At 51.1% G+C, this 26,356-nt stretch carries 33 protein-coding genes; 3 read left to right on the top strand and 30 right to left on the bottom strand.

All coding sequences use genetic code 11. The features are described from left to right. Positions 1 to 87: 87 nt before the first annotated feature. From M1E93_RS19360 to M1E93_RS19340, 5 genes are all read right to left on the bottom strand, one after another. Entirely contained in the window at positions 88 to 642 is a 555-nt protein-coding gene (locus M1E93_RS19360; protein WP_001093867.1) for a hypothetical protein, read from the bottom strand. Between the two features lie 73 nt (positions 643 to 715). Beyond that, positions 716 to 1,147, bottom strand: coding sequence for a hypothetical protein (locus M1E93_RS19355; RefSeq protein WP_000687894.1), 432 nt, complete (start codon positions 1,145 to 1,147; stop codon positions 716 to 718). A gap of 60 nt (positions 1,148 to 1,207) precedes the next feature. Continuing rightward, entirely contained in the window at positions 1,208 to 2,833 is a 1,626-nt protein-coding gene (locus M1E93_RS19350; RefSeq protein ID WP_000201432.1) for a DNA cytosine methyltransferase, read from the bottom strand. Between the two features lie 77 nt (positions 2,834 to 2,910). After that, entirely contained in the window at positions 2,911 to 3,213 is a 303-nt protein-coding gene (locus tag M1E93_RS19345; protein WP_000410925.1) for a hypothetical protein, read from the bottom strand. Between the two features lie 77 nt (positions 3,214 to 3,290). Then, a complete protein-coding gene (locus M1E93_RS19340; RefSeq protein WP_000209093.1) occupies positions 3,291 to 3,635 on the bottom strand; it encodes a hypothetical protein in 345 nt (114 codons plus the stop codon). 12 nt (positions 3,636 to 3,647) lie between these two features. Here M1E93_RS19340 and M1E93_RS19335 point away from each other — a divergent pair, with 12 nt between their 5' ends. Then, positions 3,648 to 3,830 carry a hypothetical protein gene (locus M1E93_RS19335; protein ID WP_000498033.1) on the top strand — a complete coding sequence of 61 codons (183 nt, stop codon included), beginning with the start codon at positions 3,648 to 3,650 and terminating at the stop codon, positions 3,828 to 3,830. On the opposite strand, the gene M1E93_RS19330 is transcribed toward M1E93_RS19335, so the two are convergent. The 19 genes from M1E93_RS19330 to M1E93_RS19240 all read right to left on the bottom strand — a co-directional run bounded on the left by M1E93_RS19330 (position 3,827) and on the right by M1E93_RS19240 (position 17,733). Beyond that, positions 3,827 to 4,246: a hypothetical protein gene (locus M1E93_RS19330; RefSeq protein ID WP_001909295.1), complete on the bottom strand. Its 420-nt coding sequence runs from the start codon at positions 4,244 to 4,246 to the stop codon at positions 3,827 to 3,829. The two genes, M1E93_RS19335 and M1E93_RS19330, sit on opposite strands and share 4 nt — an antisense overlap. A gap of 2 nt (positions 4,247 to 4,248) precedes the next feature. After that, positions 4,249 to 4,440 (bottom strand): hypothetical protein, encoded by a 192-nt coding sequence (locus tag M1E93_RS19325; protein WP_000651508.1) that lies wholly within the window; start codon positions 4,438 to 4,440, stop codon positions 4,249 to 4,251. 57 nt (positions 4,441 to 4,497) lie between these two features. Further along, positions 4,498 to 4,773: a hypothetical protein gene (locus M1E93_RS19320; protein WP_000340223.1), complete on the bottom strand. Its 276-nt coding sequence runs from the start codon at positions 4,771 to 4,773 to the stop codon at positions 4,498 to 4,500. Between the two features lie 4 nt (positions 4,774 to 4,777). Further along, the gene (locus tag M1E93_RS19315) at positions 4,778 to 5,230 is read right to left on the bottom strand and encodes a hypothetical protein (protein ID WP_001176699.1); all 453 of its coding nucleotides are present in this window, start codon (positions 5,228 to 5,230) and stop codon (positions 4,778 to 4,780) included. Continuing rightward, the gene (locus M1E93_RS19310; protein ID WP_000026577.1) at positions 5,220 to 5,609 is read right to left on the bottom strand and encodes a hypothetical protein; all 390 of its coding nucleotides are present in this window, start codon (positions 5,607 to 5,609) and stop codon (positions 5,220 to 5,222) included. The genes M1E93_RS19315 and M1E93_RS19310 overlap by 11 nt, the downstream gene beginning before the upstream one ends. 61 nt (positions 5,610 to 5,670) lie before the next feature. Then, positions 5,671 to 5,895: a class I ribonucleotide reductase maintenance protein YfaE gene (gene yfaE, locus M1E93_RS19305; RefSeq protein ID WP_001102700.1), complete on the bottom strand. Its 225-nt coding sequence runs from the start codon at positions 5,893 to 5,895 to the stop codon at positions 5,671 to 5,673. Between the two features lie 65 nt (positions 5,896 to 5,960). Next, the gene (locus tag M1E93_RS19300) at positions 5,961 to 6,845 is read right to left on the bottom strand and encodes a hypothetical protein (protein WP_000477209.1); all 885 of its coding nucleotides are present in this window, start codon (positions 6,843 to 6,845) and stop codon (positions 5,961 to 5,963) included. Positions 6,846 to 6,918: 73 nt separating this feature from the next. Next, complete coding sequence (locus tag M1E93_RS19295; RefSeq protein WP_000793769.1) at positions 6,919 to 7,419, bottom strand: hypothetical protein; 501 nt, start codon at positions 7,417 to 7,419, stop codon at positions 6,919 to 6,921. A 90-nt stretch (positions 7,420 to 7,509) separates the two neighbouring features. Further along, positions 7,510 to 8,049 carry a hypothetical protein gene (locus M1E93_RS19290; RefSeq protein ID WP_000018872.1) on the bottom strand — a complete coding sequence of 180 codons (540 nt, stop codon included), beginning with the start codon at positions 8,047 to 8,049 and terminating at the stop codon, positions 7,510 to 7,512. Between the two features lie 264 nt (positions 8,050 to 8,313). Then, positions 8,314 to 8,649 carry a hypothetical protein gene (locus M1E93_RS19285; RefSeq protein ID WP_001447572.1) on the bottom strand — a complete coding sequence of 112 codons (336 nt, stop codon included), beginning with the start codon at positions 8,647 to 8,649 and terminating at the stop codon, positions 8,314 to 8,316. A gap of 61 nt (positions 8,650 to 8,710) precedes the next feature. Then, positions 8,711 to 10,507 (bottom strand): VWA domain-containing protein, encoded by a 1,797-nt coding sequence (locus M1E93_RS19280; protein WP_000039319.1) that lies wholly within the window; start codon positions 10,505 to 10,507, stop codon positions 8,711 to 8,713. Positions 10,508 to 10,591: 84 nt separating this feature from the next. Then, on the bottom strand, positions 10,592 to 11,869 hold the full coding sequence (locus M1E93_RS19275) for a DUF3150 domain-containing protein (protein WP_000170087.1): 1,278 nt from the start codon (positions 11,867 to 11,869) through the stop codon (positions 10,592 to 10,594). Positions 11,870 to 12,068: 199 nt separating this feature from the next. After that, the gene (locus tag M1E93_RS19270; RefSeq protein WP_000706865.1) at positions 12,069 to 13,079 is read right to left on the bottom strand and encodes a YqaJ viral recombinase family protein; all 1,011 of its coding nucleotides are present in this window, start codon (positions 13,077 to 13,079) and stop codon (positions 12,069 to 12,071) included. Between the two features lie 62 nt (positions 13,080 to 13,141). Next, positions 13,142 to 14,131 (bottom strand): phage recombination protein Bet, encoded by a 990-nt coding sequence (gene bet, locus M1E93_RS19265; RefSeq protein ID WP_001282585.1) that lies wholly within the window; start codon positions 14,129 to 14,131, stop codon positions 13,142 to 13,144. Positions 14,132 to 14,225: 94 nt separating this feature from the next. After that, positions 14,226 to 14,756 (bottom strand): single-stranded DNA-binding protein, encoded by a 531-nt coding sequence (gene ssb, locus M1E93_RS19260; protein ID WP_000987165.1) that lies wholly within the window; start codon positions 14,754 to 14,756, stop codon positions 14,226 to 14,228. 60 nt (positions 14,757 to 14,816) lie between these two features. After that, complete coding sequence (locus M1E93_RS19255) at positions 14,817 to 15,725, bottom strand: hypothetical protein (RefSeq protein WP_000739139.1); 909 nt, start codon at positions 15,723 to 15,725, stop codon at positions 14,817 to 14,819. 10 nt (positions 15,726 to 15,735) lie between these two features. After that, on the bottom strand, positions 15,736 to 16,704 hold the full coding sequence (locus M1E93_RS19250) for an AAA family ATPase (protein WP_000085160.1): 969 nt from the start codon (positions 16,702 to 16,704) through the stop codon (positions 15,736 to 15,738). 219 nt (positions 16,705 to 16,923) lie between these two features. Next, the gene (locus tag M1E93_RS19245; protein ID WP_001186917.1) at positions 16,924 to 17,109 is read right to left on the bottom strand and encodes a hypothetical protein; all 186 of its coding nucleotides are present in this window, start codon (positions 17,107 to 17,109) and stop codon (positions 16,924 to 16,926) included. Between the two features lie 303 nt (positions 17,110 to 17,412). After that, entirely contained in the window at positions 17,413 to 17,733 is a 321-nt protein-coding gene (locus tag M1E93_RS19240; protein WP_000547566.1) for a hypothetical protein, read from the bottom strand. A gap of 294 nt (positions 17,734 to 18,027) precedes the next feature. On the opposite strand from M1E93_RS19240, the gene M1E93_RS19235 reads away from it, so the two are divergent. Beyond that, on the top strand, positions 18,028 to 18,669 hold the full coding sequence (locus M1E93_RS19235; protein WP_000796664.1) for a hypothetical protein: 642 nt from the start codon (positions 18,028 to 18,030) through the stop codon (positions 18,667 to 18,669). A 356-nt stretch (positions 18,670 to 19,025) separates the two neighbouring features. Further along, positions 19,026 to 19,652, top strand: a complete 627-nt coding sequence (locus M1E93_RS19230; RefSeq protein ID WP_228130981.1) for a hypothetical protein — start codon at positions 19,026 to 19,028, stop codon at positions 19,650 to 19,652. A gap of 38 nt (positions 19,653 to 19,690) precedes the next feature. On the opposite strand, the gene traN is transcribed toward M1E93_RS19230, so the two are convergent. From traN to M1E93_RS19200, 6 genes are all read right to left on the bottom strand, one after another. Further along, positions 19,691 to 22,486, bottom strand: a complete 2,796-nt coding sequence (gene traN / locus M1E93_RS19225; RefSeq protein WP_001256484.1) for a conjugal transfer mating pair stabilization protein TraN — start codon at positions 22,484 to 22,486, stop codon at positions 19,691 to 19,693. 115 nt (positions 22,487 to 22,601) lie between these two features. Continuing rightward, the gene (locus M1E93_RS19220) at positions 22,602 to 23,609 is read right to left on the bottom strand and encodes a TraU family protein (RefSeq protein WP_000983282.1); all 1,008 of its coding nucleotides are present in this window, start codon (positions 23,607 to 23,609) and stop codon (positions 22,602 to 22,604) included. Beyond that, entirely contained in the window at positions 23,606 to 24,277 is a 672-nt protein-coding gene (locus tag M1E93_RS19215) for an EAL domain-containing protein (RefSeq protein ID WP_000575345.1), read from the bottom strand. Before M1E93_RS19215 ends, M1E93_RS19220 begins: the two co-directional genes overlap by 4 nt. After that, a complete protein-coding gene (locus tag M1E93_RS19210) occupies positions 24,274 to 25,539 on the bottom strand; it encodes a TrbC family F-type conjugative pilus assembly protein (protein WP_001447719.1) in 1,266 nt (421 codons plus the stop codon). Before M1E93_RS19210 ends, M1E93_RS19215 begins: the two co-directional genes overlap by 4 nt. Next, the gene (locus tag M1E93_RS19205; protein WP_001010740.1) at positions 25,502 to 26,032 is read right to left on the bottom strand and encodes a S26 family signal peptidase; all 531 of its coding nucleotides are present in this window, start codon (positions 26,030 to 26,032) and stop codon (positions 25,502 to 25,504) included. Before M1E93_RS19205 ends, M1E93_RS19210 begins: the two co-directional genes overlap by 38 nt. Further along, entirely contained in the window at positions 26,029 to 26,346 is a 318-nt protein-coding gene (locus M1E93_RS19200; protein ID WP_000351984.1) for a hypothetical protein, read from the bottom strand. Before M1E93_RS19200 ends, M1E93_RS19205 begins: the two co-directional genes overlap by 4 nt. Positions 26,347 to 26,356 lie beyond the last annotated feature (10 nt).

The following is a 26,356-nucleotide window of genomic DNA, read 5'->3' as shown; positions in this document are numbered from 1 at the left end:
GCTTGGGAAAGCGCGGGGTTTCCCCCTGCGCTGATTACCCTTTTTAAGGGGCCGGTACGCCGATTTCTCGGCGCACTCAGGTTGAAGCTACACAGTCAAGAACCAACGTTTCATAGGGACGGTGATGTCTATCATCCCGTTTCCACATGGATTCTGGCCCCAGAATCTGTAGGTCGTCTCATAGAAGTCAAACTCAGACAAGGACTGAATCTGCGCTTCTGAGATCGGCTCAAATGGTCCACCGCAACCGATGTGCATATTGAGCCCATAATCTCGAAGCTCTAGCTCTCCGAGATTTATCGTCTTCCCGCCCACACAAGCAACCAAGTTCTGGTTTCTGACGTCGCCTTCTTTGAACAGCAAAGCTGACTCATCGTAGCTCCCATATTGGTTGGTAAACTTCACAATATGCCCGTGCTTAGGTGAGGTTTGTTCCGACAACTCTTTCAGTAATCGCTTTACGCTTTGAAATCTCGCGTACAGAGCTGGCGTAAACTGCCCAGAGTAGTTCAAGTTTGGGCAGATCATTTCAAGCATCTCATCAGGTACAGATTCAAGCCCCATTTGCGCGGCCAATGGCTTCGCCTTTTTCAGACCTTCCTCAAGCACTCTCTGATTTACAAGTTGTTCTAATGTGTTCATTTGACTCTCCACTTTCGAGAGAGCAATGCAAGCCGTCTCCGGACTTACATTGCCCGTTAACGGCTTTATTGGTTTATCCCAAGAGGTACGGAGCTACGCCAGTCAGGAAGCCCATGACTCCCAACACAGCGCCAACCACGCCCAATTTGATTGACAGTTGGACACTTTGATCCGGATGGTTCCAGAACCACTGCCAGACTTCCCAGCGCCTGGCTCTGCGAACCTCAAGATTTACAGTGTCTTTAAAACGAACACCCAGAGCATCTACCGCATCGTAATCCAGCGCGACCGCCAGCTTTGTGATGGATAAATTCCCAGGGTTGCCCATCGCATACCGGAGAACCTTTGCTTTGGTCTCTGGGTTTACGATCATAACCGGCTCCCTCCTGAAAAAACGGGTCTTGTCTTTTCGCTTGGAATCCATGTTGCGGTTATGGAACCTGGCAATGCAGTGTTGAAGGCCTGAATCCTCGGGAGGTAAAGGCACAACAGTTTCGATTTTCATGATTACTCTCCTTTCGGATAGGCCGGAGCAAAGGCCTTTCGGCATTGCCCCGGTGAGTTACTAATGAACCAAAGATGAAGTGACCATGATTGCGTCTCCGGACATCATTACCGGGAGATATTCGCAAGGCTCATGGCCGCAGCTCTTTTTAGTTCCGTTAGGTGAATAGACAGCCAATTGACCATCCATAATGTTGAAGGGCATCCCCTGTTTTTTCGCTGCCGGTGACAGCTTGAGAGTGCCCTTTGCGTCAACCAATGCCGTTGCCCAATGGAAGTCTTCACCACCGATCACCGGCTGTGATTCATCCACGACTTCGACCATGATTGGCATCATTCCAACCCAGCTCCACAGGCTGTTCCCTAATGCGAGGGCTAAAGCCTCGAACGCGGGAAAGACTACCGATTGCCCGAGAATCTGGTGGGCAATAGTGTCCGACAGACCTTGGATGAGTTCCTCTGGTATCCCTTTCACTCGACAATGTTCTGTCGGTGTAAAGATGCGAGACAACTCCGGCTGTTCTGGATGAACAATGAAAGGTTCGGTACTTCTGCATTTTGCATAGTCCTTACCTATGGTGCCGCAAAACTCATCGTCGCCAGTCAGAAGCTGGCGAGAGAACCCCTTGCCAGCAGCTTTGTCTCTCAACTCCTTCTCAGCCAGATAGTCAAATGACTTCCAACGTTCAGAATCGAGCGGAACTGGCTCCAGGATGTCCTGTATGCGACTTTCCTTGGTGCGAACAGGCTGAACCTTCTCAAGTTCAAACCCGTCGATCCCGTGGGAAAGCGCAACAACACAAAGACGCTTGCGGCGCTCAATAACCCCAAACTCATTGCCGTCGAGAATGCGCTCTTGTAGGGAGTAACCCAACGAAGAGAGCACCGAACGAATCACTTCCATCGAAGCGGTGTTCTGGTACTCAGGCACGTTCTCAATCAGCACAACGGCTGGGTTTAGCGCTTCTACGAATTGCAGGAAGTTGAAGAACATGGCACCTGCCGCCTCATGCGATTCGGCAAACTCCAACTTGTTCTTACTGCGACCTGACTTTGACGCGCCGGTACACGGTATGCCCCCCATCAAAACATCCACCTGTGGTGGGCGTTTGCTGAGATTCACAGCCTGGATTGGCGATTCGATAACAATAGAATCTTCGTTCCAAAGCTCCGGGTTATTTGCCAAAGACGAATCGAGATATTTCCCTTCCATCTCCACGGCCACAGATATGGCACTGGCAATTCCCGCCTTGTGAAAACCGGCGTGAATCGCTTTATCAAGCACACCACCCCCATGAAAGAGGCTGCATACCGAAAGCGATTCTCCATTCTCCAGCTTACTGATAAGCCGGTTGACGCGCTCGATCACTCGCTCTTGTTGATGGTGAGCAGAGATCACAATTGCGCCGTTACGGATGAACACGCGGAGCATCTCTACACCGTCAAAAACGGTAGCAAGCTCCTGCACGGTCAGATCGATGATTGGAGACACCCGGCCATTGCGCTCACGCTTACTGATGGTGAACTTACCCTCCTCTTTGACGCGAAGCACAACCTGGGAATCTTTCAGCTCCAGATCATACTTCATGCCAGGATAGTAACCTTCACGCAGTAGCTTTTGGCCTTCCAGCCAGACGCGCTTCTTGCCTCGATGTTCTCCTAACTTGGTGTTTACGATAGTAGCCATGAGCTCTCTCCTTTCGGTTGAGAGGCCACTACCGTCCCAATCGGGAAGTAATGGCCCCGATGGGTTTAAAGTGGTTCTCAGTTCACAGCGATGCCGTGAGACTGAATGGCATTAGCAAAGCCAGCCATTTGTTCAGGGAAGGTGTAGCGGTTGATGTCCTGGCTGCGAGCCAGATTGACATGCACCTTCTTCACCTTCGTTTCGTCAGAGTCGTACTTTTCAAGCGCCAGCTTCTCAGCTTCTTCCGGATCTCGGCCCAGCGAGTAGGCGTAAATCACAGAGGTGAAGCCAAGTCCTGAGCCGAATGCGTAGACTTGTTTCTCGAAATGGACGTCAGCGAAATAGATGCTGAATCCGGATTTGAGGTTATGTTTTTCCATGATGCACTCCAAATAGTTTGGGGGCGCACCACGTCCCGAACCGGGCGGATGCACCCGGTTTAGGGTTAGTAGATTGCTCAAGCTGTTACGCCAGCCTGAGCCTTTATTGCTTCAAGCACGATCTCTGCTTCCTTGATAGAACCAGTGCTGTACAGCTTATGCAGCACCCGGCCAAGGTTCACAGAGATCTTTTCTTTCACTTGGAGATACTTGACATAGAAGTCATACAGTTTCTCCGCCTGCTCAAGGTGGGACATGCTCTCAACGGGAATGGTATTCCCTGGATTGCAGTACCACTTTCCGAGCACCTTTTGTACAAATCCCTCTTTGTCTCCTACGAACTGATTTGTGCCAAACACCCCACTGGTTGGTGAGCGTTGAATAACAGAAATCGGATTCGCAAAGCTGGCAAGAGTAGTCATAGTTGTGGCTCCATGTTTGTCAGGGAACCACCAGCCCGAGGGGCAGTGATCCCCCAAGGGTTATGTAGAATGCTGTTTGTTTGGGGAGGCCAGCTACCTCACTATTCACTCTCGACAGAGAGCAAAATCTTGCTTTCCGAGGGGCACAAACTTTCACATGTGAAAGTCGATGCCACTGGGAAAGCAGGGGGTTAACCCCCCGCTTTAACCCGCGCTAAGCGGTTTAGGATAGACTTCACGCCTTCCCTTACTCCAGATGGATCGTAACCTGCTTCATCGCAGCAGACCACAAATGAGAATGGATGTACCTCATCGGACATCACCCAAGCCATCGTTTCCTGCTTGATTTCACTTCCAGCTCGACCATCAGCAAGGACTCTAAGGCTATGCCATAAAAGCCCATCACGTAACTGCCTTACCTCATCATCAGTCCATTCAGGCTTTGGCTCAAATGGAATGACTTCTGCGGTCTTCGGCTCTTCATCCAGGAAGAAAAGCGGCAGCTCAAGCTGGTTTTCCTTCTGGATCATCTTCACTGCATTCATGGTGACTCCTTTTACGGGCACCATGCCCCCACAGGGGCATGAAGCCCCCAGTGGGGTTACAGTCATAGTTACTTCACGCCTGCCAGTTGAGAATTGATGTTCTCTTCCAGCCAGCCTTGAAGCGATTCAAGGTCACGTTTGTCTTCCGTATTGCTGGCTTTACGTGCATCTTCCGACACAGCGCTCAACATGGCGTTAGCCTCAGCAAGTGATTCAACATTGTTCCCAGGGAACACAATCGTTTGACTGTGATCTTTCATGGTCTTCTCCTTTGAGAATGGAGGACCGTCTCCCATCAGGAAGAGCGGCCCCGTGGGTTAAAAGTAAAAATCCTCCAGCTCTTCATGGTCAGGCTTTCGCTCAACTGGTCGAAGCAACTCAGCTTCATCAGCGAACTCAAGCTCAGGATGAAAAGCAGGATGAAATCCTCGATGCCAGACTGGACGGTCATTATCGAGGTCTAAGTAGCAGTGCCTCCCACTGGCTGGGTGATAGCAGTAAAGCCACTGTCTACCACTAACGGTAAACGGCTTCTCTGCACCTCCACATGCCGGTACAAGGTTATCTGCTGCTATATGCGCTACAGCATCCATAGGATCAGTCCTCATCTTCGTCATCACGAACACAAAGATCACGAGCAACTATTTCCGCAGCTATCAACGCATAATCGTTGCCCTGCCAGAACCACCGCTCCGCCAGCTCATAGGCTTCGCTGGAAGGTTCGCCATAACCATGAGCCACCACGTAATCGTGGAACACTTCATGATCAAATGCCTTGCCATCAGCTTCCATGAACCAACCGACAGGGCACTCCAGAATGCGATGCCTTACGACATCTCGCTCTGAATACCCCTCTCTGACGGCTTGCTCCAACATTTCCCGCGACATACCAGGAGGAGTGATGATCTCTATGCTGATCCCATCACTTCCTGCAAGATTGTCCTCGTATGGAAGACCGGCAAGTGTAAGGTGGTTGCGCTTGCACCAGCCTATGGTCCGAAGTATCCGACTTTTGTCAGACTCCCTGGCCGTGTATCGGTTAAGCTGCATAGCCACCTCCAGCACACTCCCCATCTTCGATTTCACTTCCGAGCTCGACCATTCCAATCAGGTCAAGCTGGGTCATGTCCGAATCCAGAGAGCAGTCAATTGCTGACTGAATGATGCCTTTGTGGGCCAAGCCTAAAACCGACTTAATAGTCGAAAGCAGAGACTCGGCTTCGCTCTCGATCTGCTCCAGAATGTCTTTCCATTCCCAGTGCTCAAACGGTTGCCAAACGACCAGATCCTCAGGTTCGTCTCCCCGTTCTACACACTCAGACAAATACTCATAAGCCTTGCACCAATTCTCTTGTTGGCCCAGTTCACTGAGCACTAGAGCGGTAGCATGACCGTATGCGATTTGTTCAACTTTGGTATTGATAGACATAGTGTTTCTCCTCGTAATGGATAGAGGAGCCCCACCCGCAGGAAAGGCTCCTCCGGATGGGTTAAATTTCCAAGGTCACATCGGTTTTTGCTTTAGCGCAGCAAACCAACACTTCCCCTTCTTTGACAAATGCGATGGGCGTCTCGTCATAAGCCACTTGACCTTCGAGTAGACGAACCCGGCACATGCCACAAAAGCCACTGCGACAATGCGTTTCAACAGTGAGGCCTTTGCTTTCGATTTGCGCCAACAGCACATTGTTGCTGGCTTGAAGTTGTACGTTCATGGTCACGCTCCTTTGTTGTTGATGAGCGCGACCAATCCCCTCCGGGATGTCACGCCCCGGTTGGGCTACTCAGCAAGTGCATAGACACCTACCTCGATGCGAATAAAGAACCTGGCATCTTGAAGAACTTGCCTGACCTTTGCTTGCCAGTGGTTGTTCTCTCGATGCTTTGCGTAGGGTTCAATCTCTTTGTAAATCTGCTCCAGCTTCAACGTTTTCCCCTGTAGGGTTCGGCGTATTGCAGCTTTCCACGTAGTCGAAACCATATTGGTTGCTCGACGGTGTACGGCAGCAAGAAGACAGAGCGATGAGGCAACGTCGTTACGACGAAACACCAACAGCTTTTCATGGGCGATACGCACCAGCTTCCCGGAATACTGAGTTCGGTCACTCACACAGTTGTGCTGTGTTTTGATGATCTCATCCACCAGCTTCCCAGGTGCGATACGTTCCACAAGGCTGGACAGGTTGAAATAATCCCCATCGCGCCTCAGGTTTCCCATGAGGATTCCGTAATGCCCTCCTCGCTCACAGGCGTCATGAATATTCATAACGGCCAGCTCAAGGGCTTCAACGAACTCAGGCAAATTCATGCGGCTCATATCCCATTTGTTGGGCTCGCCCCACTGCTTACCTGAATACTGGATCATGTCCCAGTAAGGAGGGTGCCACCAGATCAGGTGTGCAGGCTCTCCGAGGAACGAAAGGAAGTCATCCCGCAACAGGTTGAACCCCTGATGCAAGTCTGTCCCTTTGAAACGGACACCAAGTTCATTGGCAACGTCGATGCTAGAGCCACCCCCAACACTTGGGTCTGCCACCAGCCCGTTCGGCTTTCTCATGTAAGACTCAATGAAGTCTTTAACGATAAAGCCCGAGCAGTTGCCTCGGTACTTGTTGTTTCCGTAAGGCCCCCTGTTTTCGTAGGAGCATACTGATGATTTGAACATGGCGTCCTCCATCATAGATGGGGCGCACCATGCTCCCATCAGGGGCCGGTTCGCCCCTGGTTAGGGATTAAGATCAAGCGTTATCTGCATACCACCAGCTAAGGCGATTGCAATCACGAAAGAAGGTTGCTTCATCAGGAGCCTTCATCATGACCACATCACCTTCGCAGTAGGTGCATAGCTCAAGCGTTGCTTCATTTTTCCAAAAGGCACTGCACCCCGATTCTTGATACACAACCTCCCATTTGGGATGTCGCAAGTACCGATGGAAGAAATCGAGAGTGTCACCATAAGGGAAGTTGAAGCGCTCCATCACTGAACCATTTTCTGTCAGTTCAGGTTTAACCTTGCCGGTTTTCAAGCGCTTCTTGATGATGCGCTGAACCCAACGAAGTCGTGCAAACAGCCGATTGGTGTCTTTCTCGTACCACTGGGGATTACGCTTGCTCCAGTAGAGCTTGGCGAAGATTTCCCCGGACAAATCCTTCATCTGGTTTTCGTTGAGCTCATCAAGAAAACGTCGAGAAGGTTTGTCGTAGTCAAGAACTGCTTCCAAAGCTGATAGGTTTTTCATAGGGACTCCTTATTGCGATTGCGGAGCCCCGTCCCCTCAGGGCTATCGGAGCCCCATAGGGTTAATTAGGGTTAATGGTTGAACGGCGATTTATCGAGGGTTGGTGAATCGAATGGCTTTACCAACGAAATCGGCCATCAGTCGATTCCCAGTAGAGCTGAAATAGCTCTGCCACTCTTTCCAACCACCAACGGATTCCACCGAGCTTGGAGACTCGAAGATACCCCAGATACGCATTTCACAACCTCGTTGCAATACTCGGTTTACCTGGTCAACCAAGTATTCCTTGTTCTGCAATGAAGAGAGGTTGCAAGGCATCTGCATGATCAGCTTTTCAGCTTGCTCGAAGTCGATTTTTTCAATCAACCCCGTGCGGGTATCCACAGAGAATGGAACCACCTGTTGACCGTGGTTAGACCACAACCAATGGGTGATATAGATCGGATTAACGCCAACTTCCGCTGGCACCAATACGCTGCCGCAAGACCGCAACAGCCAGACCAGACGTAAACCATCGAATCGATCCAGAGACTCCACATCGGTAGTGATGTCATCCTGGTAGATTTCAGGCAGCTTATGTTCGGCGGCGAGAGAGATCATTACGGATTTGAGATTGTTCAGATGAGACATGTGTGCTCCTTAAAGTAACTTGGGCACACAGAGCCTGTCAGGCGCAGTGCGCCCTTAGGCTGAGGTTGAATGCTGTTTGTTTTTGGCGACCAGCTATCGCACGTTTCGCCCTCAGAGAGGACAAAATTCACTTTCTCAGCAACCCTCAATGAAGGCCTCTGAGAAAGTGGGAGGGTATTCCCTCCTCACTTTGATTGTTCCACGAGAGCTGTGTGAACAGGAACGCTCAAACTGCCCTTTTCGGGTGCAAAGCTCAAAGACGCATCAACTGCCCCGTCTTTTCAGTTCTTCGACCAGATGTTCAGGCACCTTACTCGCAGTACAGGCCAGCAATACATCGAGGCCTACCGGCTTGTGAAAGCGCTTATTTGACCAGGAATCGCCAACTGATGACTTTGCCCAGTCGATTGCTTGCCCAAGACGGTGGAACTGCCGCCTGCCTGTGTATCCCATACGACTATCCAAAGTAACACCCTGGAACAGTCTCCAGTACATCGGAGGAATGCGCTTAGCAAGCAGTAAAAAAGGCGTCTCCGGCACTGTAGCCCTTCTACCTTTGTTCCGATGATACAAATCCAAAGATGAATGGAATTGGTTCATAGACTCTCCAAATAAAAACGGCCACCCCCGAAGGGATAGCCGTTTGTCGTTTCACTTCCTGTTAAGCTGCAAAAGCAGTCAATGACCGCTCCATCAACTTAAACAGTGTGCGTTGCAGAGCTGCCGCATCATCAATGACAATGTTCTTTTGGAACAGTCCTGACACTGCGGTAGTCTCTACCCCTATGCCGATCACCTCAACATCGCTTCGTTCACAGAGGTCAATCACTGAGCGACATGCCGGGGCGCTTTGAGGCTGCCCGTCAGTCACTACGATCAACATTTTTCGCTCTTCACGGGTCTTGGTGAGTTCAAAAGCTGCATACCACATAGCTTCCGCCATAGGCGTACCGCCAGTTGCTTTGAACCCAAACCGACCGGCCCGATTCTGAACCGTATCTCCATGCTTCACGACACTGAACACTGGCTGGTTCCGGTTGCCACCAAAAAAGGTGACTGCCGGGTTTACGCCGGGTATTGCTTCCAGAGCCATCGAAATAGCCAAGGACGCTTCCCGCGCAATGTCTTGACGCTCCTTTCCATTGGCGGCCTTGTAGGCCATCGAGGAGCTCATATCAACCAGGATGTGAACCGCCGTATTAGGGCGTTTCTTGGCTTCTGGCTTGAGGAATACGCGGGTATCACCCGTCACTACACGATGTAGTTTCCGAGCATCCACACGCTTCCCTGATCGTTGGTTACGGTGAGCAACTCGCTGGCTGGCCTGGACCAATCCGTAGAGCTGCGTTCTTATCTTTGAAGTGGTGCTCTTCACATCCCCTACCAGGCTTTTGCCAACAGCAGGGTTGTCCTGGGTGTTCACAGCAGAGCGAACAGTCATATAGCTACTGTCCCCCTTATCTTGAGCCACCCGGTTGAGCTCGGCTTTAAGTGCATCATGCGCGTCACCACGCAAATCACCGGCACCGGCATTCAGAACCTGCTGGAGCATTTTGGCCGCGTCTTGTTTCGCCGCGTCAGAATTGCCACCAGCCTGGCTTTGTCCTGCCTTGCTGCCACCATCAGTATCCGACTTGCCTTGGTCGCCCTGTCCTTTCGGATCAGATTTCCCGTTAGCATCGTCTTGCTTCTGGTCTTTACCTTGCTGATCACCACCATTGGCATCAGGCCCTTGGTTTTGATCGTTACCACTTCCGCCCTGACTGTTCTGAGGTTGGTTGCCACCAGCATTCTGCTGGTTGTTACCATCCTGACCATTCTGGGGCTTTTGCTCTTCTTTCTCCTTTTCCTCCTCGATCATCTTGATGATTTGGTCGGCCAAGGATGTCACCTCTGCGGTTGACTTAGTGTTCACAGCCTTACGCAGTAAAGCGTTCAGCCGAACAACAACACCCTGAGGGAACACGCGCTCGAATACGGGGGTAGCCGAATCGAGATAGGGTTGAAGGACGGATTGCCCTACAGCCTTGGTTTGCAACCAGTACAAACAAAACCCTGTCAGAATGGAGGCAGGGGCCTCTTTGTCTGTGACGTGCTCGTAATGACCAGCTTGAGCCATATAGCGAGCAACCTCATTCAGGGTCTGCGACGTACCGGGGAAGAGTTCCATCATGGCCCGTTCTATGCGGCAGTCCTCCAAAACGTTGGACAACTCAGCATGAAGACCTCTGCGGCGCTCAACACCAAAGTCCGTAAACCGGACATGGGCTGCTTCATGGGCCAAATACCCCCAGACAGCATCCATGTGAGGATAGTCGTCGGGGATATTCGGAACCACGATGGTCTTACCATCGGTGTATGCGTCATCGTTACCGATGGCGACTTTGACACCGAGTTTTTCACCATAGGCTGCGGCCACGATTGGTAGAGCGCTGTAAATGGTGCGTTTTTTGGACATATCTTTTCTCCTGGTAGGGAAGGAGATAGTCCACCCCTGGAGGGAATGGCTATCCCCTCCGGGTCGGTTTAGTTGAAGTGACTATTAGAAGAAATAGTCGCCATCGTCGTCAGTTTTAGGCAGCTCCTGGTTGAGAGGCTCCTCTGTCGTCTCCTCTTGGACAGGCTCTTGCTCTACCGGAGTTTCCTCAGGCAAAACCAGCTCATCCTCAACATCAACACGCTCTTCTCGAACCACATCACCGGCATTGGATTCATCTTCCGATTCACCCTCGCCTCGTTCTGCAAAACTCTTGAAGAAGTTGTCGATGTCTTCATCCAGGTCAACAGAGTTACCACCGCTGTTAGTCTGTTCTGATTGAACAGATTCAGTACCACCTACCTGTTGCTGCTTGGTTTCGCCACCCTCTGTTGCAGGGATAAGCTCACCGGCTTTATCGCTTTTCTGTTCGGCCTTTTCATCTTTAGAACGGTCCCCCATCTGGGCTCCCGAACCGCCAATGTCATTAGCCATGCCCTCTACAGTAATCGAGCCATTGGCATACTGCTCGATGCGGTCCCTCTCGCTCATGATCAGCACTGCGGCCACGACCTGATAAAAGAAAGGCGCAACGATGTTTCGGCCATCGGCATGTTGCTCGTATCCCCGGAGGGTTTGGTCGAGCAGCTTGACCAGAGGGTTAAAAGCGCTGTTCAGGAAGCTAAGCCCATCCACCTTGTCGCGGATGTTACGGAGTGTCTGCCGAGTAGTGACCGCACATTGGTCTCGACCGGCCAAACGTTCCATATAGAACTTATTCGCTTCCTGAACCACTTCGGAGATGAGATCGTCACCCAGGCGCTCAACCTTGCGGTTAAGGCGTTTGGCGTTGGCCTCATCTTCGTTCACAGGCTGGATCATGAACACCTGGTACTCAAAGCCAATCCGCTCCTCGACCGTTTCCTTTGGAAGGGCTCCGGCACGGATAGCTCGTTCATACTCAGGGTTCTCCTGACACCATTCATCCACGGCTTTGTTGTAACCTTTGATGAAATCCTGTTTCAGTTGGTTAAACTGAAAGTTGATGTCATTCAGCTTGTTACAGATTTCATCGGTCTTGCTGACGGGTACGGCAAATCCGTTCATGAACGGCATACCGAATTTCAGCAGGAGGCGACGAGTTTCTGTTTTCAGGCGATGAAAGCCTTTCAGCTTAGCCGGATCACAGATCTTCTTACTTCCCAGTTGAGCTACTTTCTCAGGTGGAATTTCACCACCCTCGCCCAGCTTGAGATCAGATGCAGACAAACGGGTTTGTCCACTCCAGATGTCAAAGTCTACGTGGATAACACAGAGGCTTTGTAGATGGTTCACTTTAGTCATGATGCACTCCAAAAAGTTGGGGGCGCACCACGTCCCGAACCGGGCGGATGCGCCCGGTTGGGCTAGTAAATTAACGTTAATTTGCTGTTTGTTTTTGGCGACCAGCTATCGCACTTTTCGCTCTCCGAAGAGAACAAAATCTTGCTTTCCGTTGGAGACTCCCAGAATCCCCAAGGGAAAGCGGGGGAAAATCCCCCACTCACCAGTAGAACGTCTCTACTTCTTCCGGCAAATCATCAAGAGGAGCAAGCACGTCCTCATCAACAATGTACCGTGGCTTCACAGAGCCAGTAACCGTTACACGGCACCGCTCTGATGACTTCTCTCTGTACTGGTCAACATCCTCAGGCTTCACGCCTGACGCCTTATCAGCCAACAGCTTTTTGTAGTCTACCCGGCCAGCCGCTTTGTATCTCGTTACCATCACACCGCAGTAGTCGGCATGGAAGTATTCCCCCATGAGGGACTTCATGGTGTCGAGATGAGGCTTTTGCCTTTCTTGAAGCTCAGACAGTCGCTGTTTCAGCTCCTGAATCTCTGCATCATAGAGGCGGTATTCCTCAGCAGCAGCAATCCAACGGTTGACCTCTTCACCTTGCGGTATGTACAGGTCTCTCTCTGGATCTTTGTCGGGCTCCTTCTTGTCTACTACCTGTTGCCAGAACTTTTTAGCCTCGGCCAAGATTTCTTGAATCATGGCTTCGTCTCGGAGTATTGGAAACTCCTGAATCTGACCTTCAAAGTAGAAGACTAACCAGCCTTGCTTGGCCCCCGTTACCAGGAGCTGGTGTTGCACCTGCGGGTAATAAAGCTGGTATGCCTTGCTGTTTGCTTTCTCAGCACAAACATCTTCCCAGACAGTCGCACTCGGGCTTTTCAGCTCGACGGGCTCCCCGTTATCTCTCAGGCCATCCAGGGAGGCCCTCATGAGCGGGTATTGAACCGATTCGACACAGGCGGGGAGCAGCATGTCATCATACTTCTCCTCGAAAGCGCGTCTTGCAGCATCTTCGTTTTCTATCCCCCGGCGAACCAGCGGATTAAGACTCAGATCGACTTCACGCGCATACCCAGTCTTCTCGGCCCACAGTCTCCATCGTGTTTTGTACGGAGACCGATTGAGCAGGATAGCGGCGTCAGTGGCTGTTACACCTTGACGCCGCCAATCAAGCCAATCTTCCTCGCGTTGCGATAGGTTGACTATTTTCATGGACCTCTCTCCAATGGTTAGGAGGGAGATCTCCCCCAGCGGGGGAGTCCCCCCCGTTGGGGTTAGTAGTAACTGCCTTCCGCGCCCTCCTCTTCTGTAACAGGGATCATGTCCTCGTCACTCAAAGGCGGCATTTCTTCGGCACCAGGTTCAGCATTTGCAGAACCACCAGCGGCGGACTCTTGCTCGTGCGCTTCCTGGTAGTCAGGTTTCGGAGGCTCCATTTGATCCATCTCCTTGTCACGAAGGAATTGAGTCGCATATTGCAGTTCCGAACCTTCATACCGTCCCTTCACATACTCATGCGCCGCAGACCATGCGTTTTCAGCAATGGCGCGATTTGCGAGTTTGGTTAGGATCGGGTCAAGCTCTTTGTGCTCAATAGCCAAAGGCTCTTGGCTTTGAACTTGAGATGGTGAAGGGAGATTGGCAATAGCCGGGTTAATGGCCGATGCCTGCTCCATTTCACGGATGCGTTCAGCTTCATCCTGGTCATAAATACCAGAGAAACCAAATGCGACACGAGAACACTGGATCAGCGACTTGTGCCGGAGTTGACGCTTGGTGTGCGTTTGCCAGGGGCCATCAACAGTGTAAGCACCATTGCGACCTTGACCCTGAAACGGTTCACGGTACACCTCATCAATGAACTCCTTGATGCGGATAGGGCGAGATCTGTCCTTACGGTAAATCACGCATTCAATCCACTCAGGGCAGTCAACTTTCGCCCCCTGCATTCTGACCATCTTGTCCGAATACACGAACTCGACGCCATCATACTGGGGATGCTCGTTGATGATGCGGCTCCAACCATCAACACCTACTACCGGAATGATCCCATTTTGCTTGTCAGGAAACGCATAGATTTCCCGAGTGAAAGGGTTCAAACCGTACTGTTCAGCCACGATCAGGAGCGTCATCATCTGCTCATCGGTCGGGGCACTTCCATCTCGCTGCTTGAATGCGGTCGCCTTCAAAGTTTCATAGAACTTTCGGGTGTCCACGCCAAACCGGCTTGCGATACGGGTTACAAGAGATTTGTTATCAGACATGGTGTTTCTCCAATTCACGAATGAACGGTTTGAGGACACCATGACCCCCTCGGGGCATGAGTGCCCCCGTGGGGTTTAGTAAGAGTTGGCGGTGTTACCCGCCAGCCAAGTGGTGCAGCCGCATGAACGGGATGTCATCATCCCAGCCATCAGGAGCGGGACCATAGCCTCCGCCCATACCACCTTGCGGTGCTGATTGCTGCACAGGAGCAGATTGCGTACCGGCTCCTGTACGTTGCCCTTTTTGGGGCGCTGCACGTTGAGAGTTGTCCTGAGGTGCATTTCCACGACCACCAAGCATCTGCATTTCAACGCAGTGTACTTCGGTGGTGTAGCGCTCGATTTGTTGGCTGTCAGTCCACTTCCGGGTGCGGTTGCTCCCTTCGAGATAGACTTGGGAGCCCTTTTTCAGGTACTCACCAGCGACTTCCGCCAAACGACCTTTAAGCACAATACGGTGCCACTCAGTATGCTCTCTTTGCTCGCCAGACTGCTTATCGCGCCACGTATCCGTTGTTGCAACGTTGAAGTTGGCAACGGCAGTGCCGCTTGGCATGTAGCGAATTTCCGGGTCAGAACCGAGATTACCGACCAGAATTACTTTGTTGACGCCTTTAGACATCATGACCTCCAAGTTATTTGGAGAGGGCCAACGCCCCTTTCGGGGAGCAAGCCCCCGTAAGGGTTAAAAAAAGTGATCCTCTTGTTCGGCGTCGATCTCTGCCAGGCGAATCAGCTCAGATACAAGGCCAAGCCTTTCTGCATCTGCTCTTACTTCGTCGTAGCTGAAACCAAACCGTTCAATGAGGGGTTTTAGTGAATCAAAACGCTCGTAGTCGAAGGTATCACCCTGTTCATCACAGAATGCCACCAGCGGCTTCTCTACGTTTGAAAAGTCATCCGCGAAACGCTGTTGCAGGTAAACCAACATCAGCAGGGGTTTGTGACCATGTTCCGGGCGGAGTTCACCAGCGCCTTCCAGCGTAGCTGGATGGATAGTGTTTTCGCCTAGTCCAGTGCTAACCCCAAGCTCATAACCGCTGTCAGTACGCATCAGCACACTGGGTAGCAAGTCATTTGAGCCTTCGCTCCGAGCAACCTCAAAGCCGATTAAACCGGCTCCTTTGGCAAAAACCCCAGCAACAAAACCTTTGAAGAGGTTTATGTCACCTGGAGGTAACTCAGAGGGCGGAGATAACAGCCAGTTGAGAGATCCCAAGCTGGCTGTTTGTCCGGCTGAAACATTCCCCCCTTCCAGCACCGTCTGTGTCTCTGCGTTTACCAGCACCTCATCCAGAAAGGTGTACCCCTGGCTGAGAAACTGTGACACATACTGGCTTTCTTTGTCCTTGTAGGACATTGGGATCGTGTCTGGGCCGTTAGCTTCAAAAGGTCCTTCGAGCTTTGTCTCAGACCAATTTTCAGCTTTCCCATCAGTGACGGTTCGGCGTAGCTCGACCATCGTGAATTGGCCTGGCTCCGAGGAGCTGGGCTCCCGGAGCAACTTGTAGCCAATGAAGACTTCTATTGTGGTTTCGTCATTGCCCCACTCTTTAGCAGTGTAACGACGGCACAAACAGTCATTTTTCTTCATGCGTCACCTCTTAGCGCCATTGGTCCCCGAACACATCCTTCGCAACACGCAGGATGGCTTCACGCTCCTCTTTGGCCGCACGGATAAGCAGAGCTTGATCCAAGGCGTATTCAAGAGCATTTGGGGCACCACGGAACGCTAGAGACAGTTTCGCCCAACGCACCAACGTCCGAGTGGACATGGTGACGCTGATCTGACCATCTTCACCGTTTTCGCCAAGAAACAGTTTGCGGACCTGATTAGCAATCCGAACCATTCCCTTCCGCACATTTTCCGGAAGTTTCGGAGTAGCACGGCCAAGAATGCTGAGTTCAGCTTCCTCATCCGCATACCCTACTTTGGTGAAACGATAGCGATCCATAGCTGCGAGGTTCTGCATCATCACCCCCTGGTACAAACCAGAAGCATCACCGGACCCCGTAGAGTTACCAGTAACGACCACACGAAACATCGGGTGCGGCTTGATGATTTCCCCGCCATTCTGAGCGATCACAAGGGGACGCCCTTCAAGGACATCGTTGAGACCAGCCAGCTCGGCAGGGTCGGCCAAATCCACCTCGTTGATGAGGAGCAGATGACCTTCACGCATAGCGACTGCCAGAGGTCCATACATGAACTTCATGACAGGTGGTTGACCAGGCTTTTCCGCGACCAGAGCGTGATGTCCAATCAGATCTGTCAGCTCCATCCGCCCGTGGGCAGTGATTTGCTGAACAGGCCAGTTGAGACGACCAGCGATCTCGGTGATACCTGAGGTTTTGCCAGACCCGGTAGGGCCGGTTACGAACAATGCGTCACCGCCAGGCTCTTTGAGATAGGCCAAGACCTCTCGCAGAAACTCTTTGCGGAAAACGTAGTTGGTATCAGTGGCAGGGATGAAAGGGTTTGAACCGTCAGCGTAGCCGATGGCCGTTACCTTCTCCGGAATGCTGGGCATACCGAAAACCTTGCTTACTGAGAATTGAGAGTATTGAGACATAGGTGCGCTCCTATTGTGACAGGCGCACCACGTCCCGAACCGGGCGGATGCGCCCGGTTGGGCTAGTAAATTAACGTTAATTTGCTGTTTGTTTTTGGCGACCAGCTATCGCACTTTTCGCTCTCCGAAGAGAACAAAATCTGCTTACTGATGGTATTCACCATGAGTAAGAAGACTTTTAAGGAGCGAGGAGAGTAGCCTCTCCTGGAGGCTACTCCCTCAATGGACGAACATCACCACATCGTCGTTTTGACCAATGACCCCGGTTTCTTTGGCCCACTTCACTGCTTCACTGTGCGCCTGGTAGGAGCTGGAATACAGTTTCGGATCAAATTTCACCTCGCGTCCATCAGCCAGATAGATGATGCCTGCGTGATCGTCGTAAACATGAAGATTCTGTTGCATTCGACATTCCCCCTGTAGCTTGTCGTCAAAGCCAACTGACACCAGAAGACTTTGAGGACAAGCCACAGAGGCTTGACCAGAAAGAGAGGGGTTGCCCCCTCCCTTTGCGTTGACTATCAGCAGTAACCGAACGATTCAGCGATTCTCACGAAAGGACGAGAGATTGCCCAACCAGCAGGGATACACAAAGCGATGATAGCGATTTCCATGATGTTGCTCCTAAGCAAAAAGGGGCAACATCCCCGTCGGGGTATGGTTGCCCCGATGGGTTTGAAAGTGTCGAAGATTACTCAGCGACAGTTATTACCAAACAAGTTCCTTGCCCTTACGAAGGTAAGTCGGGATTTCGAGATAATCCCAGTCAGGTTCTTGTTTAGCGACTTCTTGAACTTGAGTTACCTCAGGTTCAACGACTGCTTTGGCTTGTTCAGCCTTGGCAGCACGTTCTTTGATGACGGCCTGTACAGACCGCATTGCAGGAACTGCGAATTTGTTCCAAAGGAACAAACCGATACGCTGGAACACTTTAGCGAGAACGATGAAGGAAAAAGCAAATGCCTTCGCGCCTACGTACAGTGCGCCCAGAGATGCAAGCAGAACTACAATGAAAGTGATGATGTGCATGGTGTTGCTCCTATGTAAAAAAAACAGGGGCAACACCCGAAAACCGGGAGAAGCCCCCGGCTTGGGGTTAAGTAATGCCATACGGCATAAGACTAGATGCTGTTTGTTTTCGGAGACCAGCTATCTCACCTATAGCCGCAGAGCGACTAAGATGATTCAAATATAGCTCACCTTTGCTAAACAGAAAACGCTGTAACTGTCCATTTTGGGCACTTCGAGAGGTCAGGTTACAGATTGACCGCATTTATCCTTTCCAGTGCGTTTATCTGTACCTCAAATTTAGGAGTATCTCTAATGGCAGAAGCACAAGTAGCACTGGACACAAACAACGACCGCAGCAACCACTACTCTCGCCCTGTTTTCAAGCAAGTTCTGAAAGTAAACAGCCTCCAAGCTCAGCGCGTCATGGAACGCAGCTTTGAGCGAGTTTCCAACTCCCTGTTCTCCATCGACGTGATCCTTCGCATCATCGGTGAGCAGGACGAAATCGACCAGGTTGAAACCGTCATCCTGGAACACATTTCCAAGGTCTCCGAAGACCTGGACAAAGCTACCGCCCAGCTCAACAAGCTGATGGAAGACAACGGCATCGACATGATGCCCGGCTACACCAACCCGAATGAATACACCATCGAGATCAACTCTCCTCAGGTTGCTCAGTTTGCACACCTGATCCGCAAACTGGATACCCTGATGGGGATCGTTGACACTCTCTGGCTGAACACCGTACTGACCAGCAAGCAGCGCACCGACGCCACTTACCAATGGCAGCAACGCCTCATCAAGCTGGCCGGTCGAATCATCGGCATCGAGAAACGGGCTCGCATTTCCGCCCACAGCAAAGGCAAAGAAGGTGAAGTGGCCGAAGCCGCTCCGGAATCTGCAACCGGCGACAAGGAAATCGCAGACGAAGCCGAGAAAACAAAAGCAGCATAACCCAGCCCAAACCTTTGCCCCTCGCCCGAGGGGCTTTTTTTTGTCTTTTATGGTTGCATTTTTTGATGCTGTGATATTATCGAAGTAAATCAGATTCAACTCAGGTAAGAACGGAGAACAACATGAAAAAGGCTTTAATCACCACCGTGGCTCTGGCTGTAGCAGCTCTATCTGGCTGTGCATCCACCAGCAGTTACGAACCCACAGCGTACAAAACCAATCACAGTCGCGCTTACAACATCGCGGAGGCCGGTGGCCTGGTAACAGGCATCCAAGACGCTTCTGTTCCGCGTGACAAGCTGGAGCGTCTGACCGACACCAAAACGTTTGGGGCAGCCTACGTGCTGTCTGGCTACATGTCCCCTCAGCTCGGAATGACCGACTGGCAAGGTGGCTTGGTCAACCTTGCGAACTGGGCTATCGGCCCCAAACAGCATGGCGCTCGCAATAGCTTGATCGCTTGGATGCCTGCTAACGAAGCAGTTTCACCGGCAGACGCTCAGGCCAAATTTCTTTCACATGTGAAAGTTTCCATTGAGTCAGCGCTGACTGATTTGGGTGCCAATTTCACGCTTCTGTATGACAAAGACGGTCGCCTAACCTATCAGTTCTACAAGAATGAATGGGGTTGCCCGACGTGGGTGAACGGACAAAGTAAGGTAGCTGACATGTGTTCCGTTAAGGTGAAAATCGTGGAGCCTCGCCTAGGGTCAGCTCCTAATTTTGTCTCTGGCGTTCAAGGTACAGCGTATGCCTTCACATCAGGCCATGAGACCGCATACAACTTTGTGAATGTCGGTAATGGGGCAGCAAGCCATGCTCCTCAGCAAGCGATCTACGCAGCTATTAGCAAACAGCTACCAGCTTGGGCCTACCTCTACCTTGCTCCAAAATCGGTTGAGCTGGATAATGGCGAAAAAGTTGCTTTCCCTTACCTTCTTGATCAGGGAAAAGCAGAGTTATTTGTTTACCCAGAAGCGTAATCAATCTACATGAGAAAGGGGCCGAAAGGCCCCTTTTTTTATCCACCACCAGTTGGCGCGCCTGTTTGAGGGTCTATGCTGTTTGTCGCCTCTTTTCGCTTCGCGTCAATATCAATCCCTTCCAACCGCTCCAACGCCCTTTCCTGAGCATTCTTCCGCGTCCCGTCAATATTGAAGTCATTCCCTGCTCCAGTCAGCGAGTCGAGATTTATTGAGGCCGGATCAGGGAATTTACCGTTCTGCTGTAATATCCCAAGCCACTCATCCAAATTAATTTTGCTCCAATCAATTTCGGCAATTTTATCTAGTGGAATCCCTTCACACTGAGGATTTTTGGGGTCTCCAAAGTTCTGCCCCAATTGAGGGCGAACCTGTTCTTGTATAATACGAGAGAGCGGAGAATTGAAGCAGCAATACGCTTCTCTTTTTTCAATACAAGCGCCCAACACCTTAGATTTACAATAAGAGCCTACATAGGTGCAATTCTTGAGCGCTCTTTTTGCGTTCATAGTGAACTCTTCTTCCTCGCACTTATAAATCATCTGGATCATCACCATCGCAACGACATAGACGGTATATATCGTCATGGCAGTGCTAAGCCATGTTGTCGCAGTCTCCATCATTGCTTCGGCAGCTTGTTCAGATGCTGCGGCAGCCGCCTGCTCTGTTGCTGCATCTTGGCCTGCTGATTTCATGACATCCATCATCACTTCTTTGACTTGCTCTTTGAGCTGGTCAATGAGTTGATCAACAAACTGCTCTACAGGCTGGAAGAACGAATCAACAGCACCTGAAACGTTCTCTATATAACTTGTGAACGGTTTTGTGACTTCTGTCCACCCTTGAAGGGCAGGTTCCCTAAGTACCTGATAAGCACCTTTAAGCGCATTACCATCAGTCAGCCCCATCACTGCGCCATCGAGCTTTGGAACGGCCATTATTAGGTTCAGATAATCGGCAAGAGATATATTGGTTGGCTTTTCACAGCAATCAGAAACTCCCCCAACAGCTATCTTGCATTCGCCAGCTTCCCCTGCAAAAGCAGAGCAAATAACGTTTTCATCCCCGGTAGGATTGTCATCCCCATCTTGGCCTGTGCAGCTCATATCCTGCGTCATGAATTGGGCTGCATTGAGCAACGCAGTAGCGCGAGCAAAATCAGTGCTTTGTGTTTTGGTCAAATCAAGGCAGTCATCTCCCATGCAGCGTATAGGCCCACCGCACTGGTACTCAGTTTCCTTTTCCAAGGTCGGAACAGAAACATCTGTACCACAGTCATAAGTATCCTCGTGGACGTAGCACGTACCAGAACTTCCCTGAGCACCATCAACACATTTGGAACTGATGAAGCCGCACTGAGGGTTTTCTTCATATTTCTGACAGCTATCGAGATTCCCGCCCGTGTTTACCGGACAGTGCGTTTCACCTTGAGGGTCTGTCCAGCAGTCCATTTGCCCCTTATAGAAGTCATAGTCAGCTTTAACTCGAACCTTTTTGCATAGTTTTGGAATACCAGGCAAAGGTGACGGCTTGAGTTGAGATTCGCAAACTTTGATCCCATTGATGACTGTGCAGCCAGTAGCATCAGTCGGGTCATCTATACATGTGATCTCGCCTTCCGCAAAACCATCTACCACCCCTTTGGCTGAATCCATGCAGCTCTGTGGAGCCCACTCATCCTTGGTAATGGCTTTCGATGGGTCATAGCGGAGTTTTATGCGGCCAAAACCCTCACCTTCGCCACTTACTGAAACGCGGATCTTAAACGTAACAACATCACCATCTTTCACGTTCTTAAAATAGGGAGTGACATCAACATTAGGGTTTCGCTCCCAACTCGTGGAGAGCTCACATCTACCGGCTGTTTCTGGAGGGAAGTTGCCATCTGGGCCAGACCACACTTTAGTCTCTTGGCCGGACTTACCGACCCACACTTGCATGTAGTCATCCCACTTGGCGTATTCAAGCGTTGCAGACACTATGGCATCTGGATTGCTGACTTGGACCCGCGTGTACTCCTCATAAATCTTGCAGTTACCACTCCAGTAGTTGTCCCCCACTCGACCAATCCACAACTCAGTACAGCCTTCTCCACAAGATTTGAGGTTATATGGACCATCATAGTGCTTCACCACAGAGGCGTCGTAGTCATGGACAACCTCACAGTCCGCGCTTTGATCTACAACACGCTGACACCGTTCATACTCTGGAATGTGGGCGTTGATAGTATTCTGATTGATGGTTGTTTCGGCAGAACAATCCCCAAAGCCACCTGCGATGAGGTCCATATCCTCATAGGTCTTTTTGCTTAGATTTAGTACCGGGTCATTACTGAAATCAGGGCGTGATCGATTAGAGGCATCGAGAAGAACCTTGTATGCCGCACCAGAGATTGATGGATTAGCACTATTGGCATCACTCCACAGCGACCCTTTTGCATTATTCCCCACGCTGTCCATGTCATCGCCAGAGTCGTAAATGCCTTGCAGACCGCCCACATCAGGTTTATTGGCATCAGGGAAGTAATAACTATCAGGTTTATTGTTGGTCCCGCTCGTTCCGGGGAATAGATCATTGACATTAATCTGACTCCCCCCGTTCATTTGGAATTGACCGTCTTTCAACGTCGGCATAGAGATTGTGCCATCTTGCACAGTCCCCGAGCTCGACTTGAATGAGTTTGAGAGGTTTTGTCCGAAAGCCTGGGCCTCTTTACCCACCGCTGTGATGTCCTGGTCTTGGCTACCGTTAGCGTAGGAATGTATCGGCAGCGCAGACATGGTTACTGTCAACAGCGAGGCCACAGCTTTCATAAAGTAATTATGACTTCGCATTGTGTTCTCCATTTCAACCTTCCCATGCTATCTGAGAAGACAAGGGCCACCTGTACGTGTAGTGGCCCTTTTGGGGCATAATCTAAAATGCCCGTGCAAATTCGTTAGGGTCTGCTCAATTGTTACAGCAATCATTCCATCGCCAGATGGTGTAAATAGGGTCTTGCCCAATTGCCGGTATAGTTCGCGCCAGACCCCACGTAAGAGTGGATTCGCCAATTACGTGAGATGAGTTTGTCTCTGGAACCGGATGCAATAGCGTGAATTTGTACTGCGTTTTGGGTAGTGTTGGGCTAATAACGCCTCTACACATAGCCTCAGAACCCATTGTCTTCCACGCTAACCCCCGGCGATGCAAAGCAGCCAGAACCCTTGTGCTAAGAAGACTGCTATCGCGGATAACACCTTTTCCACCATTCTGGTTGCCACTAAATGGATACAGGGTGCCCCATGAACCAGCACACCAGAAAAGCTGTTTTAAAGGTTTTCCAGCGGTTGATGAGACAGCATCAGCAGTACACGCAGCCGCCGCAATTGGGTTTGCTACTGCCGCCGCCTCTGGATTGGTAAAAAAAGCGAGCTCATCATTGTTCCAGGTCGGGTCGAGCTCCGACATGTACATGATGTCGAGATCCATATACCCATCAGCATTACAGGTCTGCTTAATAAATAAATCGAGCATCACCAACAGAGGAAACGCATAGTAGTGATAGTGCATAAAAGAACCATCACCACCATCCATGTCTCCCATGCCATGATGCCCTTGGTTAGTCCTATCAAACGGGAACCTGACACCATTCAAGACTGATGAGCAGCCAGGCACTCTCTGAAATTCAACGAGCCGTGCTGGCTCCCACATAGAAGTGGTGACTCCAGGCCGAGGGACCCCTAGATTATCCTCGCACATACACAGAGGGTTGCTTACGGCTTCACTCGGGAATGATCCGCCTCCACCACTTATAGGAACCCCTGCTACTTTGATAGGGAAAATACAGCTCCAGCAGATGTCAGTAATCAGTTTTCCGCCGATCACTTCCGCATTCTGGCACCCAGGGTCAGCCGATACCGAACCAACCCAAAAGACCGCGCTAACGGCCATGATCCGTAGAATTTTTTGCATCATGGTAAGGCCTTTACGTAATTCAAATTTTTCTCCATGACAGCAGGCTTCCCGTGATAGAAACCTTGTTGCCATGACAGTCCAAGTAATTTGGCGCTCTCCCCCAATGGGAAGCTCTCCACCTGCTCAGCAATGAGCTGTATGCCTTTTCGGCGGCAGTGGAGGATGGCCGGGTAGTCTTCAAGCGACCGCAGTCTTCTCGCGTCAAACTTGCAATAGTGCCAGTCATAACGGCTCAGGCGATCCAGAGAAGAGTTTTTGTCTCCATAGTCATCCAGCGCCAGCTCAACCCCTATTTCGGTCAGAGCCTCCCATCTCGATGCGAGAGAGGCGTCCTGAATGCCCTCTGTAATCTCGATGACAAGCCGTGATGAGTGATTTTTAGCAATGTCGCGGACAACCCTACACCACGCCTTGAAGATGACGTCTGATTGCAAAGTTTGTTCGGAGACATTCAGAAAGAGAGCCGGGTACAGATCCAAGCAATAATGAAGGTTGTCCTGAATGAACCGTGCCATCTCCATATCCACCAGTCCCCAATAAGGAGGAGATGACAGAGAGGATGGTGTAAGAACCCGGCCTTCGTCGTACCAACGAGCCAGTACCTCAGCAGCGACAAACGAACCTGTGCCGACGTCTTTAATTGGTTGGAAAGCCGGGGCAAAAATCATTCACCGCCCTCCTCAGCAAGTTCGCGGACAACAAACTTCTTGCCTCTGGCAGTAATGACGCTCGGTGTGTGCTCCAGCTCGAACCGGGTAATCAGATCTGGCGTCAGCAGATATACCGGCGCGTCAAAGTTGTCGGTGACACTCTTGTAGGAATCCCAGCCTTTGTCTTTGTCGAACTCTGTGGCGATATAGGTGATCCGTTGTACGCCAGGCTCCAGCTTGATTTCAGGCAGCTTCTTGGCGAGTAGTTCCATTTGCTTTTTGTCCAGCGGGTCGAAAACTACGACCGCTTGGGTAAATGGCCGCGTTCCAGGCTTGCAAACTTCCTTCGGATCGCACAATGGGTTGATCACGTCACCCGCGTGAGCGAACACAGTGCCATCCGGAGTGCTGATGTCACTGGTGATCATGACGCTAGGGTCAATTTCTCGTGTTCGAGATTTTGGCGCTCTTGGCAGCTCATTGAAATTCTGCTTGGTCCAGAAGCGCTCTATAGCCTGTTTCTTCTTCTCTTCCCAGTCGATATTGGCAAGGCGTTTCTTGGCAACATCAATAAGGTCTGGCTCACTGATTTTCTCCACCGGCCCCTTAACGCCGAGATCGCCTTTTTCTCCGTTATCCACTTCCCGAGCCAACCATACCGGGTCGGACAACCCGGAGACCTGGGCGACGACGTTTGGTTGTTCGCCAGGCAGCGGCTCATCCTCCAGCATCACAATCGTGGGAACGGCTGTGATGTTGTACGTTTTGAACAACGTAGGGTTGATGATGATGTTCGGCACTGGGTCTTTTTTGGCCGCGAGCGCCTGAATAGCTTTAACTCCCTGCCCCAAGTTCATTCCTTCCGGGATGCCACGGAACACAATTACAGAATCAGGCTGGCCTGACACCGCCGTTAGGACGTCATCTAACCCCTGTTCGCCAAGAGACAACGAGGCGAAAACCAGTATCCGATGGTCAGAGTAGATACCCTTTTCAGCCTGTTTCCGGTGCATCTCCTTGAGCGTTGGGTTAGTAGTTTGGAGCTGCTTGAAAAATGCCTTGGCTTCGGCCTGAGCCTCGTCCATGTGTTGGTTTTGCAACAGAGATGGCATTTCCATCTTCTGGGCCTTTTGGGCAATTTGCTTTCCTTGCTCAATAAGCGCCTTATCCTGCTCTGTGAGCGGAGACTCTTGAGCGTATGCCCCGCCAGCCACAGAGAACATCAACGCCACCAGAACGCTCTTAGAACAGGGGATATGCGCGGCCAATGATCTGATCATTTTTCACAGTCCCCCAGTAACGTGAGTCGAAGCTGAATGGGCTTTTGCCCATAAACCAGTAGTTGTTCTCTTTCAGCGTGGTCTTGCCGTAAAAGTGGCTCTCTGGCAGATGTAGTTTCCCTGCGAGCTGGAGCCCCTCTCCGACGACATCACCATTGACGGTGATCTTCCACTTATCGTTGATCTCGACTTTATCCCCCGGCATACCGGTGAGGATTTTGACCATGCGAGTCCCGTCCTTGTAGAAAGGCTGCATGTTCTTGGCTTGGAAGGCGTAAACCGCTCCCCTCTCCAGAGTTTGGTCGTTCAGATCAATGAGGAAGAAGGTGTAACCCGGCAGGCACTTCTCCTGTTGTGGATCAATGCCAATACGGTAGCGGCTGGCAAAGGCCGCACCAGCAGCCCAAAGAACCACTAGTGTCACACCTGCCTTAACCCCGAAGCGCTTCCAGGATTCCTTTTTGACGAAATACTTCTTGAGTGGAAAATTCATTTCAGCACCTCATCAGGGAGGTACACGTCACTTGGAGCCCCGACGACAGCACTTGCGTCAAGGACCAAATAACCTGCGTCTTTCAACTTCAAAATTGCGTCATTGGTCTTGACCATCAGCCTTTCAACTTCCTCCTGAGAGGCACCAGCGGGATACGCCGACGCCACTTTAGCGAAGTCAACCACGACCACTGGCGGGGTTTGATTCAAACGCTGATGGATGCTTGCCGTTTGTTCGCTCATCACGTAGTAGCTACCGCCGAAGCCACCAGCGGCACCGAGAATGGCGGCGATTGCGATTGATTTAATGTCCATTACTGTCTCC

Source organism: Providencia sp. PROV272 (genome assembly GCF_049901975.1).
GTDB lineage: Bacteria > Pseudomonadota > Gammaproteobacteria > Enterobacterales > Enterobacteriaceae > Providencia > Providencia stuartii.
Note: the sequence above shows the minus strand (reverse complement) of the source record. Positions and strands in the feature narration are given on the sequence as shown.